Consider the following 15088-nt stretch of genomic DNA (forward strand, 5'->3'; position numbering starts at 1 on the left):
TCTATGGAAACTGCATTCGATCTGGCGCCGGCAATCGTCCTCCTGCCGCTCGCGGCGTTCGTCGTCGCGTTGCTCTTCGGCGACTACATGCCGAAGAAGGGCGCACTCGCCGGCATCGTCGCGACCGCCGGGTCGCTGGTCCTGTCATTGTTCGTGCTGGCAGGCGTCGCGACCGGCGGCCAGCGACAGGAGACGTACTTCACGTGGGTGGCCGGCGACGCGCTGAGTCAGACCGGCGAGGAGACGATCGAGTTCACGTTCGGCATCCTGCTCGACCCGCTGTCGGCACTGATGCTCGTCATCGTGACGCTCATCGCGTTCCTCGTCCACCTGTTCAGTCTCGGCTACATGAACGCCGAAGGTGAAACGGGGCTGCGACGCTACTACGCCGAGCTGGGGCTGTTTACGTTCAGCATGCTCGCGTTCGTCGTCGCGGACAACTTGCTGATGGCGTTCATGTTCTTCGAACTGGTAGGTCTCTGTTCGTACCTGCTCATCGGCTTCTGGTTCCGCACCGAATCCGCGCCATCGGCCGCGAAGAAGGCGTTCCTGGTGACCCGTTTCGGGGACTACTTCTTCCTCATCGGCGTCGTCGCCATCGGTGCGACCTTCGGCACCCTCGCCTTCCAGGGCGACGGCTCGTTCGTCGCCGCCGCCGAGGAAGCGATCAGCAACGAGGAGACCCTGTTCGGCTTCGACGCCCAGACCTGGGTGACGATCACCGGCCTGCTCGTCCTGGGCGGGGTCATCGGGAAGTCCGCGCAGTTCCCGCTGCACACCTGGCTCCCGGACGCGATGGAGGGTCCGACCACGGTGTCGGCCCTGATCCACGCCGCGACGATGGTCGCCGCCGGGGTCTACCTCGTCGCCCGCATGTTCGGCTTCTACGCCCAGTCGCCGACGGCGCTCGCGGTCATCGCCTTCACCGGCGGCTTCACCGCACTCTTCGCCGCGACGATGGGCGTCGTCAAAGACGACATCAAGCAGGTGCTCGCGTACTCGACCATCAGCCAGTACGGCTACATGATGCTCGGACTGGGCGTCGGCGGCTACGTCGCTGGCGTCTTCCACCTGATGAACCACGCCTTCTTCAAGGCGCTCCTGTTCCTCGGCGCCGGGGCCGTCATCGTCCTCATGCACCACGAACAGGACATGTGGAAGATGGGCGGGCTCAAGGACAGAGCCCCCGTCGTCTACTACACGTTCCTCGCGGGCGCACTCGCGCTCGCGGGCATCGTCCCGTTCTCGGGCTTCTGGTCGAAAGACGAGATCCTCTACGACGCTCTCATCGTCGGCCTCGAGCAGCCGATCTTCCTCGCAGCGTACGCGATGGGCCTGATCGCCGTGTTCTTCACCGGCTTCTACACCTTCCGGATGGTCTTCCTGACCTTCCACGGTGAACCCCGGACGGAGACCGCGCGCAACCCCCACCCGGTCGGGTTGCCGATCAAGATTCCGCTCGCGACGCTGGGCGTGCTGGCGCTGGTCGCCGGCGCTGCCAACCTCGCGCCGATCTACAAGCTCACCGGCGCCGAGATCACGTTCCTCGAGTTCTGGCTCGACGGCGAGTACGGCGGGTTCTCCGACCTGACCTACCACGCCTACCACGACGCCGTGGCGTTCGAGGAGGGCTACATCGGCTCCGAGACGATCACGCTCTTGCTCGGCGCCGGCCTCTCGCTCGGCCTCGCGCTCGCGGGCGCCGGCCTCGCGTACATCCTGTACAACGTACCCGACCCGGTCCCACACACCCAGAACCTGGGCAGCGCGCGAACCGTCCTGCGCAGCAACTACTACCAGGACGAGTACCAGGTCTGGCTCGCCGAGAAGTTCACGCTGCCGGTGGCTCGAGCCGCCGACCGCTTCGACCAGACGGTCATCGACGGCGTCGTCAACGGCGTCTCGAGCGTGAGCCTCTTTAGCGGAAGCCGCGTGAAGCGGTTGCAGACCGGTGTCGTGACGAACTACGCGGCACTGATCATCGTCGGGTTCATCGCGTTGCTTGTGGTGCTCGGCGTGCTCGGAGGGTGGTTCGTATGATGATCGAGACGCTACTCGCAGTCACGTTTGTGGGCGCGCTGGTGACGTTCCTCGCGCCCAACCGTATCGCCGGAAAACTAGCCTTTGCGATCAGCCTCGTGCCGGTCGCGCTGTCGGTCTGGCTGTTCACTGCCTTCGACGGCAGCGGGAACGCGTTAGTCGACGGCGGCACGCTCGCATTCGAGTCCCGAACGACCTGGATCGAACTCGGCGCCTACGAGATTTCGTGGTACGTCGGGCTCGACGGCATCAGCCTGCCGCTGGTCGTCCTGACGACGGTCCTCTCGACGCTCGCGATCTTGAGTTCGTGGACGCCGATCGACACGCGCCAGTCGCAGTTCTACGGCCTGATCCTGTTCATCGAGGCGAACCTGATCGGCGTCTTCGCTGCGCTGGACTTCTTCGTCTGGTTCATCTTCTGGGAGGCCGTCCTCATCCCGATGTACTTGCTGATCGGGGTCTGGGGCGGCCCGCGCCGGAAGTACGCCGCGATCAAGTTCTTCGTCTACACGAACGTCGCCTCGCTGCTAATGTTCGGGGCGTTCATGACGCTCGTCTTCAGCCTCGACGTCTCGTCGTTCGCGCTCACGGAGATTACGCAGGCGATGCTCGCGGGTGGCCCCGAGGGATTCGCCGGCGTCGCCGGTAGCACGGTCGCCTCGCTGGTGTTCATCGCGATGTTCATCGGCTTCGCCGTGAAGGTCCCCGTGGTGCCGTTCCACACCTGGCTGCCCGACGCTCACGTCGAGGCACCGACGCCAGCGTCGGTGCTCCTGGCGGGCGTCCTGCTGAAGATGGGGACCTACGCCCTGCTCCGGTTCAACTTCACGATGTTCCCCGAGCAGGTCGAGCTGTACGCGATTCCGATCGCAGCCATCGCCGTGATCAGCGTCATCTACGGCGCGATGTTGGCGCTGGCCCAGACGGACCTCAAGCGGATCGTCGCCTACTCCTCTGTCTCGTCGATGGGCTACGTGATCCTCGGCCTGATCGCGTTCACTCACTTCGGCGTGGGCGGCGCGACCTTCCAGATGGTTTCCCACGGCCTGATCTCGGGCCTGATGTTCATGGCCGTCGGCGTGATCTACAACGCCACCCACACCCGGATGGTTACCGACATGTCCGGGATGGCCGACAAGATGCCCATCGCCGTCGGTATCCTCATCGCCGGCGCGTTCGGCTACATGGGCCTGCCGCTGATGAGCGGCTTCGCGGCGGAGTACTTCATCTTCTTCGGGACCTTCGGTTCCGAGGTGCTGACGTACGCGCCGCTGTTTACCGGCCTGGCGATGTTCGGCATCGTCATCGTCGCCGGCTACCTGCTGTTCGCGATGCAGCGGACGCTGTTTGGCCCCTTCCGGCTCGAGACCGACTACGAAATCGGTCGCGCGCCGTTCCACGACGTCGCGCCGATGTTCGTGTTGCTGGGGCTGATCATCGCCCTCGGCGTCGCACCGGAGTTGATCTTCGACATGATCCTTGACGCAGTCGATCCGATCCTCGAACAGGGAGGTGGTGCCTGATGGTTAACGCACTCGTGCCGGCGGAGTGGCTCGCACTCGCGCCGACGCTCGCGCTGGCCCTGACCGCCATGGTATTGTTCGTCTTCGACAGCATCAGCCCGCGGTCGACGAACCGCCCGGCGCTCGCTGGCATCGCCGCCACCGGCGCCATCGTCTCGCTCGCCATCGCGGTCTGGTTCGCCGTCGCGGGAACCGGCTCCGAGAACGCCGACGCTGGCTACGACCTCTGGTTCGTCGTCGGCGAGTCCCAGGCCGGGGCCGGCGCCATCGACCTCTTCGGCGGCCAGATGATCGTCGACCAGATGGCGCTGTTCTTCATGATCGTCGTCGCCGTCGTCACCGCGATGGTGGCGATCGCGAGCTACGACTACATGGCCGGACACACCTACCAGGCCGAGTACTACTCGCTGCTCTTGCTCGCGGCGACCGGGATGTCGACGATGGCCGCGGCGAACAGCCTCGTCACCATCTTTCTCGCCCTCGAGCTGGCGAGTCTCCCCTCTTACGCGCTCGTGTCCATCCTCAAGACCAACCGTGGGAGCGTCGAGGCCGGTCTGAAGTACTTCCTGATCGGCGCGTTCTCCTCGGCCATCTTCGTCTTCGGGATCAGCCTCGTCTACGGCGTCACCGGCCACCTGCAACTCGAGGCCATCGCCGACGTCGTCACGGGCGAGGCCGAGCCCGGATCGGGCCACGACGTCTCCGAGATGGGCGGTCTGCTCGGACTGGGGCTCCTGATGCTCATCGGTGGCTTCGCGTACAAGACCTCGAGCGTACCCTTCCACTTTTGGGCGCCGGAGGCCTACGAGGGGGCGCCGGCACCGATCTCGGCGTTCCTCTCCTCGGCCTCGAAGGCCGCCGGCTTCGTGATCCTCTTTCGCGTGTTCACGACGGCGTTCCCGCTTGAGGCGACGGCCGAGATCATCGGCCTCGAGTGGACTCACGCGTTCATCATCCTGGCCATCGTCACGATGACGGTCGGGAACTTCGCGGCGGCCACCCAGGAGAACGTCAAGCGAATGCTCGCGTACTCCTCGGTCGGGCACGCGGGCTACGCGCTGATCGGGCTGGCGGGGCTGACCGTCGACGGCGGCGAACTCGTTCTCGGCGCCGCGATGATGCACCTGCTGGTCTACGGCTTCATGAACACCGGCGCGTTCCTGTTCGTCGCCCTGGCGGAGTACTGGGGCGTCGGCCGAACGTTCGAGGACTACAACGGCCTCGCGGCCCGGGCGCCCGTCGCCTGTGCCGCCCTGGCCGTGTTCATGTTCAGCCTCGCCGGCATCCCGCCCTTCGGCGGCTTCTGGAGCAAGTACTTCCTGTTCACGGGCTCCCTCGAGGCGGCGTCGGCCAACCCCGCGATGTTGATCGTCGCGGCCGCGCTGGTGGTCAACAGCGCGCTGTCGCTGTACTACTACTCGCGGCTCGTGAAGGCCGTCTGGATCGACGACCCAGTCTCGGGCGTCGACCGGGACTTCGGCGGCTCGCCGACGGGACTGTACGCGGCCATCGTCTTCGCCGCCGTGATGACGCTCGTTCTGTTGCCCGGCTTCGGGCCGGTTGCGGACCTCGCGATCGACGCGGCGAGTGCGGTCGTCGTCTCCTGAATACCCGGTAGCTTTTACCCTGTTCGGTGGAAATCCGCGGTATGGTCTCCCGGCTCGTCCTCGGATGTGGGGACGTCGGACAACGCGTCGTCGAGCGGCTGCCGGACTCGGCCCCGCCACCCCTTCGATCGACCGCCGGCTCCGCCACGACGGCACGTGATCGCAAGACGTTGTTCGTCGTCTCGAGAGACGAAGACGTGGTCGAGACGCTTCGGGAGGAGAACGTGCGAGCTCGGCAAGGCGAGCCGTCGGAGCGGTCGCTTCTCGAAAACCTCGAACTGGAGTTCGAATCCGGCTCGCCGGATCTCGTGTTCGTCGCCGGTGACGACAGTGGCGAGAACCGGCGGACGCTCGAGACGGCGCGAGCGGTATTTCCCGACGCGATATTCGTGGCGTACGTGGGTGAGAGCGAGTCCGAAGCGGACCGCCAGGACGACAGACGAACCATCGAACGGCAGGCGACCCACGTCGTCGATTCGATCGAAACCGTCGTCGAGTGGGTCGCCGAGCGTACGGTCTCACAGGGGGCCCAGAAGGCGATCGAACTGCGGGCCCACCTCTCTCAGATCACGGGGACGCTCGCCGTCATCGCGCACGATAACCCCGATCCGGACGCCATCGCGAGCGCCGTCGCGCTGGTCGAACTCGCCGAGAGCGTCGGCGTCGAGGCCGAGGCCTGTTACTACGGCGAGATTTCCCACCAGGAGAACCGGGCGATGGTCAACTTGCTGGACCTCGACCTTCGCACACTCGAGCCGACGGACTCGCTGGAAGCGTACGATGCGTTCGCGCTCGTCGACCACTCTCGACCCGGCGTGAACGACCAGCTTCCGGCGGATCTCGATATCGACATCGTGATCGACCACCACCCGCCGCGCGGACCGGTCCCGGGCGAGTTCTACGACCTCCGCCAGCGCGTCGGCGCGACGAGTACGGTCCTCACCGAGTACCTCGAGTACTTCGGGATCGACGTCGATAGCCAGATTGCGACGGCGTTGCTCTACGGGATTCGCGTCGATACCAGGGACTTCACCCGGGAAATCTCACCACCCGATTTCGAGGCTGCTGCAATGCTCTGGGACGCCGTCGACTTCGCGACGCTCCGAAAGATCGAGTACCCGACCGTCGAGGGCGACACCCTCGATACCGTCGCGCGAGCGATCAAGAACCGCGTCCAGCGTGGATCGGTGATCGCCGCCAGCGCCGGACGCATCACTGACCGCGACGCGCTGCCCCAGGCAGCCGACCAACTGCTCGCCATGGATGGCATCGACACGACCCTGGTATTCGGCTTTCGTGACGAGATGGTGTTCGTCTCGGCGCGTTCACGTGGGAACGACCTCGACCTCGGGGAGACGCTTCGCGACGCGTTCGACCAGATCGGAAGCGCCGGCGGGCACGCCGACATGGCCGGGGCGCAACTCGAGATGGGCGTCCTCGGTGACATGGAGGAGAGCACCGAGCGCGAGTCCATCCTGAATATCGTCGAAGAAGTCATCACAGACCGCTTCTTCGAGGCGGTGGATACCCAGCCGGGGACTCCCGTCGGTATCTACAGCCAGACCAGCGAGATGCTGTTCGGCTCGAGCGCCCTCCTGGACGAACAGCTCGAAGCCGACGCCGAACGCGACGGGTGAGCGGGGCTCGAGGCCTGTATCGACGAAGCGCGCGCGAGCCGACGAGCCAACGAGGCGACCCGACGAGTCGAACTGACGCGACGAACCGCAGAGAGGAGCGTTTTTTACGGCCGCCGACGATGGAACGAGCATGGACATCGTCACCGACAGCAAACCCCGCGTAAAAGACTACATGACGCGAGACGTGGTGACGGTCTCGCCCGACCAGACGGTTGCCTCGGTCGCCGAACGGATCGCCGAGAGCGAGGAACACAGCGGCTTTCCCGTCTGTGATCGCCGCCGGGTCGAGGGATTCGTGAGCGCGCGTGACCTCCTGCTCGCCGACGACGACGCACCCATCTTCCGGGTGATGTCCCGCGAATTGATCGTCGCCCACCCCGACATGAAGGTGATCGACGCCGCCAGAGTGATCCTCCGATCGGGGATCCAGAAACTTCCGGTCGTCGACGACGCCGGCAACCTCGTGGGGATCATCGCGAACGCCGACGTGATCCGGAGCCAGATCGAACGCGCGACCCCCGAGAAGGTCGGCAAGCTCATGCGGACCCTCGAGAACATCCACGAAGTCGAGTTGCGCCAGGAACGCCGGATGATCAAGCTGTCCGACCTGACCCCGACCCAGGGTCGGGTCTACGCGGACGAACTCGAGGGCCGGAAGTACGAACTCGAGCGGGGACTGGCCGAACCCCTCGTCGTCATCGACAACGCCGGCGAGTTGTTGCTCGCCGACGGCCACCACCGGGTGATGGCCGCCGACCGAATCGACCTCGAGAAGATGGACGCCTACGTGATCGTGGTCGATCGGCGCCTCTCGCTGGGAATGGCCGAGACGGCGAAAAAGGAGGGTCTCGAATCCATCTGCGACATCGAAGTCGTCGATTACGCGAGACATCCGCTGGTGGAGACGACCAAACGATTGCAGTCGAGCGAGCAATGATTGCACAATAGCGACCACCAAGGGGCCAGTGAGTGACCAGCGAGCGGTCGGAACCGAGAATCAGCGATCAGCAGAATTTTGTCCACGCCGCGTCGTCCTCGGGTATGCGAGAGGACGGTTTCCGTAATTCAGGTGACCCCGAAAGCGACCACCGTGGCGTCGACGATCCTGCTACCGCTGACGGCTCTGCGACTGCTGACGACCCCATCGACGTCGACGTTGACGCTGACGCTGGCAGCGACACAGACATCCACGCTGGCAGCGACGACTGCGCCCACGCGGACGCCTCCGTCCGCGGCCTGATCGCAAACGACGGCGCCTACCTCCTCCTCAAACACGACATGCCGAGCGGGCCGATCTGGGGCGTCCCCGGCGGCCGCGCACGAATCGGTGAGGACCCGCGAGACGCCCTCGTGCGCGAGGTGTACGAGGAGACGCGCCTCGAGGTCGACGTCGGCGACCCGCTCGAGGCGTTCGCCTACACCTGGGCCGACGGCGAGCAGGGCACCGTCTCCGTGGTCTTTGAGTGTGCGGTAGTCGGTGGGACGGTAGACATCGAGGCGAACCCGAACGACGACGAACCCATTTCCGAGTACGCCTGGCTCGAGCCCACGGCACTGGACGAGGTGCCGATGGAATCCGAACTCCGGCGACTCCTCGAGCGTTACGCGAACTGATCGCTCACGCTCAGCAGGTAGGCCAGAATCACGAGGGAGATGAGCAGGCCGACGAGGTTGAGCGTCACCAGGTCCAGGAGCGCGCTGAGTCCGTAGAGGATGAGCGCCCACGTCAGTGCCCATCCCTGCATGTTCCAGAGGCCGACGAGGACGGCCAGCATGCCAACGTTGACGACGGTGAACACGAACGCGAGGATCGTACCGACGCCGCCGTAGGCGAGCAGTTGGAGGATCGGGATCCAGGCGAACAGGAATCCGAGGCCGCCGAGGACGCAGATGATCGAGACGCCGAGCGGTCGAGACTGTCCGCTCGCGTACGACGTGGTCGTCGACGAACGAGTGGAGCGGGCGGGTGGAGGGCGGGAACTCATGTTGTAATAGTAACCTTTTATCGATAAATATTTTCTGGATGATTGACTGTTCACGCTCGCTCGAGCACGGTTCCGAAGCGCCGATAAAACACGAATCGCTCGAACGCCGTTTCGACGACCTACTTGCCTTCGAACTCCGCGTCGTCGCCGCTCATGAACGCCGTGATCCCCGTCATGAGGTCGTCGGTGGCCATCAGGTGACCGAACGCCGCGGCCTCGAGTTCGAGACCCGCATCGGTGTCGTCGCGGCCGGCGAGCATCGAGCGCTTGGTGAAGCGCTGGGCGATCGGCGGGCCGCCAGCGAGTTTCTCGGCGAGCTCGAGGGCCTCCTCGAGCAGTTCGTCGTTACCCACGACCTCGTTGACGAAGCCGTAGTCTTCCATCGTCTCGGCCTCGTAGCGGTCGGCCGTGAGGATAATCTCCTTCGCGCGGCCCTCGCCGACGATGTGCTTGAGTCGCTGGGTGCCGCCCCAGCCGGGGATCAACCCGAGGTTGAGTTCTGGCTGACCGAGTTCGGACCGTTCGGAGGCGATCCGGATGTCGGCGCAGGTCGCCAGTTCCATCCCGCCGCCGAGACAGTAGCCGTCGATACCGGCGACGACGGGCATATTACAGGACTCGAGTTTGCCGAAGGTGTCCTGACCCTGTTTCGAGAGTTCGATCGCACCAAGCGGGTCGGCCCCGCCCGCGGCCATGCTCTGGACGTCCGCACCCGCGGAGAAGGCCTTCTCGCCCTCGCCGGTGATGAGGATCGCCCGCACCTCGTCGTCGTCCTCGAGGACGTCGATGGCCTCGCTCAGTTCCGAGAGGAGTTCCGAACTGATCGTGTTCATCCGGTGGGGCCGGTCGATGACGACGTGGCCGACCATGTTGCCGGGGTACTCGAGGCGAATGGTCTCGAACTCGAGTTCGCCGTCACCCTCCTCGTCGGGCCCGTAAAAGCCGCCCTCGTCCACGAACTCCCGGAGGGCGTCCGAAGGCTCGTGTCGCGCCGCACCGCTCTCGTCGGAGGCGTCCTCGAGGGCCTCGAGCAGGTCCACGAGGCCGCGCTGGTCGCTCATCTTCGCCGGACCGTTGGGGAAGCCCGCGCCGAGTTTCATCGCTTCGTCGATGGCATCCGGACCGGCCACGTCGTCGTCGATCAACTGCGCGACCTCGTCGGCCATCACGGCGAGCAGGCGGTCGGCGATCCACTCCTTCCCTTCGTCTGTCGGGATCTGGACACCCTCGCCGTCCTCGTAGTCGTAGACGCCCTTGCCGGTCTTCTTGCCGAGTTCCTCGGCCTCGACTTTCTCCTCGGTCATCGGGCACGGCGCGTAGGCCTCGCCGAGGGTTTCGTGCATGTACTCCTGGACGTGCAGGCCGACGTCGAGACCGACCTGGTCGGTGAGTTCGAACAGGCCCATCGGGAGCCCCATGTCGAACTTCGCGGTCGAGTCGACCTCGGCGACGGTGGCCTCGTCCTCGTAGACCATCCAGGCCGCCTCGTTCATCAACGGGACGAGCACGCGGTTCACGATGAAGCCGGGACTGTCCTTGTGGACGCGGACGGGCGACTTGTCGACGTCCTCGGCGAGTGCCTCGATCAGGTCGAGCGTTTCGTCGGCGGTGTGAGCCCCGGAGATGACCTCGACCAGCGGCATCCGAATCGGCGGGTTGAAAAAGTGCATCCCGCAAAACTGCTCGGGGCGGTCGGTGACCTCCGACAGTTCGGTGATCGACAGCGAGGAGGTGTTCGTCGCGAAGATTGCGCGGTCGGGCGCGTACTGTTCGACCTCGCCGTAGACGTCCTTCTTGATGTCCATCTTCTCGGGAACGGCCTCGATGACGACGTCGGCATCGGCGACCGACTCCTCCACGTCGACCAGCGGCGTGATCCGCTCGAGGGTGTCGTCGGCTACCTCGTCGGTGATCTGGTCGTTTTCGGCCAGTTTGCCCAGTGACCACTCGATCTGGTCGTAGCCGTTCTGGACGAACTCCTCTTTTATGTCACGCAGGTTCACGTCGTAGCCCGCGAGCGCTGCCACTTCGGCGATCCCGTGGCCCATGTTCCCCGCTCCGAGAACTGCGATGGTGTTGATATCCTCCAGTTCCATGGGAACGTATGCGTCTGGCACCCGTTTCAACGTTTCCCTCTCGACAGGAACAACTGTTCTCGAGTTTAGTTCCGGTTACAAAGTTCTTTATCGTTCAGGCAGAAACCTAGGGCTATGGATTTCGGACTCACCGACGAACAACAACAGATCCGCGAGGAAGTCAGGCGCTTCGCCGAAAACGAGGTCAAACCGGTCGCGACCGAGTACGACGTCGAGGAGAAGTACCCCCACGACGTCGTCGAAAAGGCCGCCGAGATGGGCCTGACCGGCGCCTACATCCCGATGGAGTACGGCGGCGCGGGCTACTCGATCCTCGACACCGCCATCATCACCGAGGAACTGTTCGCCGTCGACCCCGGCATCGCGCTCTCGATCGTCGCCACCTCCTTCGGCTGTGAGGCGATCATGAACTTCGGGACCGAAGAACAGAAAGAGGAGTACCTCGAGCCCGTTGCGCTGGGTGAAGCCGTCTCCGGCGCCGCGATCTCGGAACCCGACACCGGGTCCGACGTCTCCTCCGTCTCCACGCGCGCCGAGAAGGACGGCGACGAGTGGGTTATCAACGGCAACAAGATGTGGATCACCAACGGCACGGTCGCCGACTTCCTCGTCGTCCTCACGAAGACGAACCCCGACGCCGAGGGCCGGTACAACGGCTTCAGCCAGTTCATCGTCGAGACCGACCGCGACGGTGTCTCGACCGAGAAGATCACCGGCAAACTCGGCATCCGCGCGTCGGACACCGCCGAAGTGATCCTGGACGACGTGCGCGTCCCCGAGGAGAACCTCGTCGGCACGAAAGACGCCGCCTTCCTCCAGCAGATGCAGTTCTTCGACGAGACCCGCACCGCCGTCGCGGCACAGGGCGTCGGCATTGCGAAGGGAGCCACCGAGGCCGCCCTCGAGTACGCCCAGGATCGCGAACAGTTCGGCAAGTCCATCTCGGAGTTCCAGGCTATTCAGCACAAACTCGCCGACATGGCGACGAAAACTGAGGCCGCCCGCAACCTGACCTACAAGGCTGCCTGGAACGTCGACCAGGGCGAGGACATCACCCAATTGGCCTCGATGGCCAAGGAGTACGCCTCCCGCGTTGCCGTCGACGTCGCCGACGAGGCCGTCCAGATCCACGGCGGCGCCGGCTACGTCAACGACTTCCCCGTCGAGCGCTTCTACCGCGACGCGAAGATCACCCAGATTTACGAGGGCACGACGGAGATCCAAAAGAACATTATCGCCCGCGAGATGCTCGGGAAAGGGTTCTAAAAACCCACCTTTTATTCTGCGGTCTGCTTCGCTGACGGCTTCGCCGCACAGCGAAGCGTCCCTCGATAAAAGCTGGACCAAAAGCACTCCTCGCTCCCGATGGTCGCTCGTCGGCCCGCTCGCTCACTGCGTTCGCTCGCGGTAGTGATGCTGTGATTGCCTGCCCTTCCCCGTTGAGCGAACGCGACGCGTTCGCGATGCTCGGAAATGCGCGCGTTTCCGTTGGAGCGCTCGCCTCTCGCTGTCGCTCGAGACGCGCGCCTGGCCACTACCGTCTCGTCCGGTTGTGATTGCATCGCCTCTCGAGTCGGGAACGCTCGATTACTCCGGCGGGAGCGTGTCGAAATCGGAGTCCGTATCGCCGTCGTCGCTATCGGAATCCGAATCCGAGTCTGTATCACGATCGTCGCTGTCCGAATCCGTGTCTGTGTCGCCGTCGTCGCTATCCGAATCAGAGTCGGTATCCGTATCACCACCGTCGCTGTCCGTATCCGAATCCGAGTCGCTGCCAGTATCGCCATCACCCCTGGTCCGGTTACCGACACCGCTGTCTGCGACCGTTTCACGCGGTAATTCCCTCTCGTTCTCGTCCACGTCACCGGCTATCGACAGATCCCGATCGAGCACGTAAAACAGCACGGGCGGGACGACGTATACGCCGATCGCGAGCACGGCGAAGAGCGAATCGACGAACACCAGGAGCGCGAAGATGGCGAACGCCGCCGCGGTCGCCGTGTGCATCCCCGTTCTGGTGTACTCGAGGTAGAACGTCCACAGCCCCCGGAACCATTTACGATCGCTCATGCGTCCGTGATTACTACGCGAACCAGCGACAACCCTCTTTCGAGGCGAGAACCGTAGATCACCCACTCAGATCCACGTCCCCACATCGAGCACTCGCTTCTCGACGTGAGCAACGACCAGCCTGCTCTGGACGGCAGCTACTCTCGTGTCGTCACGTGGTGTGGTGGCTCAACATCGACTGCAACGAGGGATTGCGAGCGATGGTCATCACGGCCACAGCAAAAGCCGAGCAGCCGCCTTCGAAATCGACGACGATTGTGCTTGCGACTGACAGCCGATGTTACATAAGGCCGAGTGTTGCCCGTTACCTCGCACCATGGCAGACGAACACGAATGCAACCTCTGTGGAGCGACGTTCGATAGCGAAGAAGAGCTACAGGAACACAATCAGGAGGAACACCGAGACGAGATGTAGTCGTCCAGGCGCTTTACGCATCCTCGAGAAACGAGCGAAATCGATTGCGGTACGCCTCCGGCCGATCGACCATTACCCAGTAGTTCGCCCCGTCGAGGCCGATGAGTTCTGCCTCGGAAACGTCCGATTCGAGTCGTTCCGCGTACTCCATTGGCTGAAACTCATCGTCGGCACCCCACAGAAGCAGCGTCCGCGCTGCAACCTCGCCGGGGTCGATCTCGGTCGTGTGGCTCGTGTTCGTCCCGATGGCATTTCGCGAGAGTGAGACGATCCCCTCCTCGGAGTTCCACGGCACGAACATTCCCTCCAGGAACGCCTCGTCGGGATCGCCAGCGAGGGTGTTGCGGAAGATCTTCTCGACCATCTCCTGAACGTCCTTGACGCTCATCTCGTCGATGGTCGACGGAATCCCGAGATCGACGATCGTCTCGATCGGCCAGGAGTCGTAGCTGACCGCGTTCGAGAGAACGAGTCGATCGACTGCCTCGGGTTCGTGGACGGCGTACCGGAGTCCGACGCCCCCACCGAGGTCGTGACCGACGAACGTAACGGGGTCGACGCCCAGTTCGTCGAGCAGTCCGTCGATCATCTCCTCTTGCGCCCTGATCGAGCGGTCGAACCCATCGTGCATCGCCGAGTTTCCGTACCCGACCATGTCGGGGACGATCACGCGGTAGTCGTCGGCGAGCGGCGGGGCGATTTCGCGCCAGAGGAACGAGGACGTCGGGATGCCGTGGCAGAATACTATCGGCTCGCCGTCGCCTTCGTCGTAGTAGGCAACCTCGAGGTCGTGTTCGTCGACGGATACCGTCTCCGTCCATTGCTCGGTCGTCCAGCGTTCGTACTCCATACCGTGTCGCGCTGTCACACCACTGTCGATAGTGCTTGGCCTTGCTTCCGCACGGGAGGGGAAGACCGGAGGCGACGGGGACCGGAGGCTGATACGAGTGCTCCGGAGGCTACGCCCCCTCGAGTTCGGCCGCGAGGTCGTGGATCGTCTCGATCGTCAGGTCGGGTTCGACGTCGTACGGTCCCCAGAGCGTATCCTGTCGATTGATCCAGACGCCCTGCAACCCGGCGTTCATCGCGCCCGGCACGTCCCACCAGCCCGCGCCCACGAAAGCGATCGACTCGGTCGGCGCGTCGATTCGGTCGGCGGCGTGGCGATACAGCCGGGGCTGGGGTTTGAACCGCTCGACCTCGTCAGCGCTGATCGTGTCGACGAGCAGGTCGCCGAGGTCGGCGTGGTCGACCAGCGACTCGAGCATCGCCTCGTTACCGTTCGAGACGACGTAACAGTCGTACCCGAGGTCGCGGACGCGCTCGATGCCGTCGCGAACGTCGTCGAACACCGGCAGTTCGTGGTACGTCTCGAGCACGGCCTCGCGTTCGGCTTCCTCGAGATCAACGTCGACCGTTTCGAGCGCGAATCGCAGAGCGTGACGATTCATCGCGTAGAACGTGTCGTACTCGCCGATGGCGTTGCCGACCATCGCGTACGCCAGCGAGCGCTGGCGCCAGATCGTCGCGACGAGGGCCGGATCGGCTTCCTCGAGGTGGGGCTCGAGGGCGTCGGCGACCCCCGAGACGTCCACGAGCGTGCCGTACGAATCGAACGCGACCGCTTCGACTGCGTCGGGATCGAAGGTCGAGGACATACCGTTGGGTTCGCGACCGGCGGCGAAATAGCTTGGCCGGCCCCATTCTCTCGTTCG

13 protein-coding genes are annotated in these 15088 nt (G+C 64.3%); 8 read left to right on the forward strand and 5 right to left on the reverse strand.

Translation table 11 applies throughout. The features are described 5' to 3' along the window. Positions 1–3 precede the first annotated feature (3 nt). The 6 genes from nuoL (at position 4) to J1N60_RS17455 (ending at position 8421) form a co-directional block, all read left to right on the forward strand. Positions 4–2040 (forward strand): NADH-quinone oxidoreductase subunit L, encoded by a 2037-nt coding sequence (nuoL, locus tag J1N60_RS17430; protein ID WP_312909219.1) that lies wholly within the window; start codon positions 4–6, stop codon positions 2038–2040. Next, the gene (locus tag J1N60_RS17435; protein WP_312909220.1) at positions 2037–3563 is read left to right on the forward strand and encodes a complex I subunit 4 family protein; all 1527 of its coding nucleotides are present in this window, start codon (positions 2037–2039) and stop codon (positions 3561–3563) included. Before nuoL ends, J1N60_RS17435 begins: the two co-directional genes overlap by 4 nt. After that, the gene (locus J1N60_RS17440; RefSeq protein ID WP_312909221.1) at positions 3563–5170 is read left to right on the forward strand and encodes an NADH-quinone oxidoreductase subunit N; all 1608 of its coding nucleotides are present in this window, start codon (positions 3563–3565) and stop codon (positions 5168–5170) included. Before J1N60_RS17435 ends, J1N60_RS17440 begins: the two co-directional genes overlap by 1 nt. Positions 5171–5211: 41 nt before the next feature. After that, entirely contained in the window at positions 5212–6807 is a 1596-nt protein-coding gene (locus J1N60_RS17445) for a DHH family phosphoesterase (RefSeq protein WP_312909222.1), read from the forward strand. Between the two features lie 130 nt (positions 6808–6937). Beyond that, entirely contained in the window at positions 6938–7744 is an 807-nt protein-coding gene (locus J1N60_RS17450; RefSeq protein ID WP_312909223.1) for a CBS pair associated ParBc domain-containing protein, read from the forward strand. Between the two features lie 104 nt (positions 7745–7848). Continuing rightward, a complete protein-coding gene (locus J1N60_RS17455) occupies positions 7849–8421 on the forward strand; it encodes an NUDIX domain-containing protein (RefSeq protein ID WP_312909224.1) in 573 nt (190 codons plus the stop codon). On the opposite strand, the gene J1N60_RS17460 is transcribed toward J1N60_RS17455, so the two are convergent. Together J1N60_RS17460 and J1N60_RS17465 are read right to left on the reverse strand one after the other, a co-directional pair. Continuing rightward, complete coding sequence (locus tag J1N60_RS17460) at positions 8409–8792, reverse strand: hypothetical protein (protein ID WP_312909225.1); 384 nt, start codon at positions 8790–8792, stop codon at positions 8409–8411. The two genes, J1N60_RS17455 and J1N60_RS17460, sit on opposite strands and share 13 nt — an antisense overlap. A gap of 119 nt (positions 8793–8911) precedes the next feature. Then, positions 8912–10888 carry a 3-hydroxyacyl-CoA dehydrogenase/enoyl-CoA hydratase family protein gene (locus J1N60_RS17465; RefSeq protein ID WP_312909226.1) on the reverse strand — a complete coding sequence of 659 codons (1977 nt, stop codon included), beginning with the start codon at positions 10886–10888 and terminating at the stop codon, positions 8912–8914. Between the two features lie 114 nt (positions 10889–11002). On the opposite strand from J1N60_RS17465, the gene J1N60_RS17470 reads away from it, so the two are divergent. Next, positions 11003–12154 (forward strand): acyl-CoA dehydrogenase family protein, encoded by a 1152-nt coding sequence (locus J1N60_RS17470; protein ID WP_312909227.1) that lies wholly within the window; start codon positions 11003–11005, stop codon positions 12152–12154. 321 nt (positions 12155–12475) lie between these two features. On the opposite strand, the gene J1N60_RS17475 is transcribed toward J1N60_RS17470, so the two are convergent. Then, entirely contained in the window at positions 12476–12958 is a 483-nt protein-coding gene (locus tag J1N60_RS17475; RefSeq protein WP_312909228.1) for a hypothetical protein, read from the reverse strand. A gap of 316 nt (positions 12959–13274) precedes the next feature. On the opposite strand from J1N60_RS17475, the gene J1N60_RS17480 reads away from it, so the two are divergent. Continuing rightward, positions 13275–13373: a C2H2-type zinc finger protein gene (locus J1N60_RS17480; RefSeq protein ID WP_312909229.1), complete on the forward strand. Its 99-nt coding sequence runs from the start codon at positions 13275–13277 to the stop codon at positions 13371–13373. Positions 13374–13386: 13 nt separating this feature from the next. On the opposite strand, the gene J1N60_RS17485 is transcribed toward J1N60_RS17480, so the two are convergent. Together J1N60_RS17485 and J1N60_RS17490 are read right to left on the reverse strand one after the other, a co-directional pair. Beyond that, entirely contained in the window at positions 13387–14223 is an 837-nt protein-coding gene (locus J1N60_RS17485; protein WP_312909230.1) for an alpha/beta fold hydrolase, read from the reverse strand. Positions 14224–14332: 109 nt separating this feature from the next. Continuing rightward, positions 14333–15031 carry a haloacid dehalogenase type II gene (locus J1N60_RS17490; protein WP_312909231.1) on the reverse strand — a complete coding sequence of 233 codons (699 nt, stop codon included), beginning with the start codon at positions 15029–15031 and terminating at the stop codon, positions 14333–14335. Positions 15032–15088 lie beyond the last annotated feature (57 nt).

The sequence above is a fragment of the Natronosalvus caseinilyticus genome, from assembly GCF_017357105.1.
Classification (GTDB): Archaea; Halobacteriota; Halobacteria; order Halobacteriales; family Natrialbaceae; genus Natronosalvus; species Natronosalvus caseinilyticus.